The sequence below is a fragment of the Rhodopseudomonas sp. AAP120 genome (assembly GCF_001295845.1).
GTDB lineage: Bacteria > Pseudomonadota > Alphaproteobacteria > Rhizobiales > Xanthobacteraceae > Rhodopseudomonas.
Genome location: NZ_LJIC01000035.1, coordinates 1 through 3060, shown reverse-complemented (window position 1 = coordinate 3060; position 3060 = coordinate 1). Strand labels below are relative to the sequence as shown.

Genomic DNA, 3060 nt, shown 5'->3' with positions numbered 1-3060 from the left:
CGCCGGGCCCGCAAGGTGCCCAGCAGCCCGGCGCTCCGGGTGCGTTGCCGCCGGGTGCTCCGGTCGCGCGCACGCCGCCTCCCGCGGTGACCGCGCCGATCCCGGCCCCGCCGCCACCGCCTCAGGCGCTGGCGCCGATCGCACCGGGCGCGCAGGCACCCGGACCGCGCAATCTCAGCGACTTCCGCAGCCAGCGCCGCGAGGTCAACGAGAACGGCCGCATCGTGATCACCGAGCCGGGCCGCATCATCGTGCGCGACCCGAGCGGGCAGGAGTTCATCCGCCACAACGAGGTGGATCGCTTCCGCTATGGCGCACGTGACATCCGCACCGAGGAGGTCCGCGGCGGCGGGTCCCGCACCATCATCGTGCGGCCCGACGGCACCGAGATCATCAACGTCACCGGGGATGACGGGCAGCTGCTGCGCCGCATCCGCCGCGATCGCGATGGCCGCGAGATCGTCATCATCGACAACAGCTACGGTCCGCGCGACCGGGCGAATTTCTATGTCGACCTGCCGCCGCCGGTGATTCGCATCCCGCGCGACCGCTACATCGTCGACTACGACGACGCCTCGCCCGAGGTGATCTACGACACGCTGGAAGCCCCGCCGGTGGAGCGGATCGAACGTCGCTACTCCATGGACGAAATCCGCTACAGCCCGGCGGTGCGCCAGCGGATGCCATCGATCGACCTCAACACCATCAACTTCGCGACCGGCTCGTGGGACATTCCCCCGGATCAGGCCGCAAAGCTGCAGGTGATCGCCGACGGCCTCAACCGGGCCATCCAGCGCAACCCGCGCGAGGTGTTCCTGATCGAGGGCCACACCGACGCGGTCGGCAACGACACCGACAACCTATCGCTGTCGGATCGTCGTGCCGAGGCGGCCGCCACGCTGCTGACCCAGCAGTTCGGCGTCCCGGCCGAGAACCTGACGTCGCAGGGCTATGGCGAGCAGTATCTGAAGATCCAGACCGATGGTCCGGAGCGTCAGAACCGCCGCGTCACCGTGCGCCGCATCACGCCGCTGCTCAACGGCGGCCAGGCCGCGCTGCCGCCGCCGCCGCCCGGCACCGCGCCGCCGCGCTGAGCGACGACGTCACGCCAAACAAACAAGCCGCGCTCCGAAAGGGGCGCGGCTTTTCATTGGGGTGACTGGCGCCTCCACAAGCGAGACGTCATCCCGAGGTGGGAGCGCAGCGAGCCTCGAAAGACGACGGCTTAGCGCCGGAACAGGCCTGCAAAGCCTTCAGCGGGTGACGACGACCTGGGTGCCGACCGGGACGCGCTGGTACAGGTCGCTGATGTCGTCGTTCAGCATGCGGATGCAGCCGTAGGAGACGAAGCCGCCGACCGAGTTGGGCCGATTGGTGCCGTGGATGGCGTATTCGCCGCCGGCCAGCGTCATCGCCGCGACGCCCATCGGGTTCTCGGGGGTGCCGCCCGGAATGACATCGGGGATCGACGGGTTGTCGCGCTTGACATCCGCCGGCGGGGCCCAGGCCGGGTTGCGGTACTTGCCGTCGATCTTGGTGACGCCTTCCCAGCGCTTGCCGGGCTTGCCAACGCCGACCGGATAGCGCACCGCCTGGCCGGGCTCGACCACCAGATACAGCTTTCGTTCGTTGGTCTTCACCACGATGGTGCCGGGCGCGTAGTCGCCGCGAAACGCCACCACGTCGGGCCGGGCCTCGGCGCCGGGTGCCGTCACCACGGCAGCAACCACAACGGCGGCAACGGCGCCGAGCAATTTCACCGAACGAAATCCAAAAGACATTCCGTCTCTCCAGTTTCCCTCTGCCGCTCCGTCGCGCCCCGGCACGGTCGTCGCGCACGGCGCCAGTGTGACGCCGCGTGGTAACCGACCGCTTGGTGCCGGGCGCAAAATCAGGATCGGACGGCGCCTAGAAAGAAAATCTGCGCCGTAAAGTAAATGCTCCGGAAACAACACCCGCGGGCAAAAACGCCGGATTTGGCTTCGCAGCCGCACACATGTTGTTGAAGCGCTGGGAGATGGGGCTCGTCGAAGGGCCGCAGGGGCGAGCGGACGCACGGCCGGGCAGAGGCAAGGCCGCACCCCACCCACAGCCGTCATCCCCCGCGCATGCGGGGGACCCAGCATTCCAGAGAATCAGCTTTTCGATCAGGGCCCTGGAATACTGGGTCGCCCGCTTTCGCGGGCGATGACGTGGTTTGTGACGGAGACGCCGCGGCTCACACGACTAGCCGCGGCAGCCTTCACCCGACCTTCTGGTGCTTGTTCTGGCGATTGCCGACAAGGTCGTCGACTACCGAGGGATCGGCCAGCGTCGAGGTGTCGCCGAGCGACGAGGGTTCGTCCTCGGCGATCTTGCGCAGGATGCGGCGCATGATCTTGCCCGAGCGGGTCTTCGGCAGGCCGGGCGCGAACTGGATCAGGTCGGGCGAGGCGATCGGGCCGATGTCCTTGCGGACCCAGGCGACCAGCTCCTTGCGCAGCTCCTCGGTCGGCTCCTCGCCGGCCATCAGCGTCACATAGGCGTAGATGCCCTGACCCTTGATGTCGTGCGGATAGCCGACCACGGCGGCTTCGGACACCTTGGGGTGCGCCACCAGCGAGGACTCGACCTCGGCGGTGCCCATGCGGTGACCCGAGACGTTGATGACGTCGTCGACGCGGCCGGTGATCCAGTAATAGCCGTCGGCATCGCGGCGGCAGCCGTCGCCGGTGAAGTACTTGCCCTTGTAGGCCGAGAAATAGGTCTGCTCGAACCTTGCGTGGTCGCCGTAGACGGTGCGCATCTGGCCCGGCCAGGATTTCGCCAGACAGAGATTGCCGGTGCACTCGCCCTCGAGCACCTTGCCCTCCGGATCGAGGATCTCGGGCACCACGCCGAAGAACGGCCGGGTCGCCGAGCCGGGCTTGAGCTTGGTGGCGCCGGGCAGCGGCGTGATCAGGATGCCGCCGGTCTCGGTCTGCCACCAGGTATCGACGATCGGGCAGCGGTCGTCGCCGACGACGCGGTGATACCACTCCCAGGCTTCCGGATTGATCGGCTCGCCGACCGAGCCGAGCA

3 protein-coding genes are annotated in these 3060 nt (G+C 68.1%); 1 reads left to right on the top strand and 2 read right to left on the bottom strand.

The genetic code is table 11. From position 1 onward, the window contains the following. The coding region (locus IP86_RS06745; RefSeq protein WP_245290559.1) for an OmpA family protein at nucleotides 1-1094 on the top strand (1094 nt) is incomplete at its 5' end. 159 nt (nucleotides 1095-1253) lie between these two features. Here IP86_RS06745 and IP86_RS06740 read toward each other — a convergent pair. Together IP86_RS06740 and IP86_RS06735 are read right to left on the bottom strand one after the other, a co-directional pair. Continuing rightward, nucleotides 1254-1781: a L,D-transpeptidase gene (locus tag IP86_RS06740; protein ID WP_054161751.1), complete on the bottom strand. Its 528-nt coding sequence runs from the start codon at nucleotides 1779-1781 to the stop codon at nucleotides 1254-1256. A gap of 461 nt (nucleotides 1782-2242) precedes the next feature. After that, the coding region (locus IP86_RS06735; RefSeq protein WP_156332418.1) for an AMP-binding enzyme at nucleotides 2243-3060 on the bottom strand (818 nt) is incomplete at its 5' end.

What these genes read in the sequence shown, in the direction of transcription:
- IP86_RS06740 (WP_054161751.1), bottom strand. Translation starts at nt 1,781, where the DNA reads ATGTCTTTTGGATTTCGTTCGGTGAAATTGCTCGGCGCCGTTGCCGCC.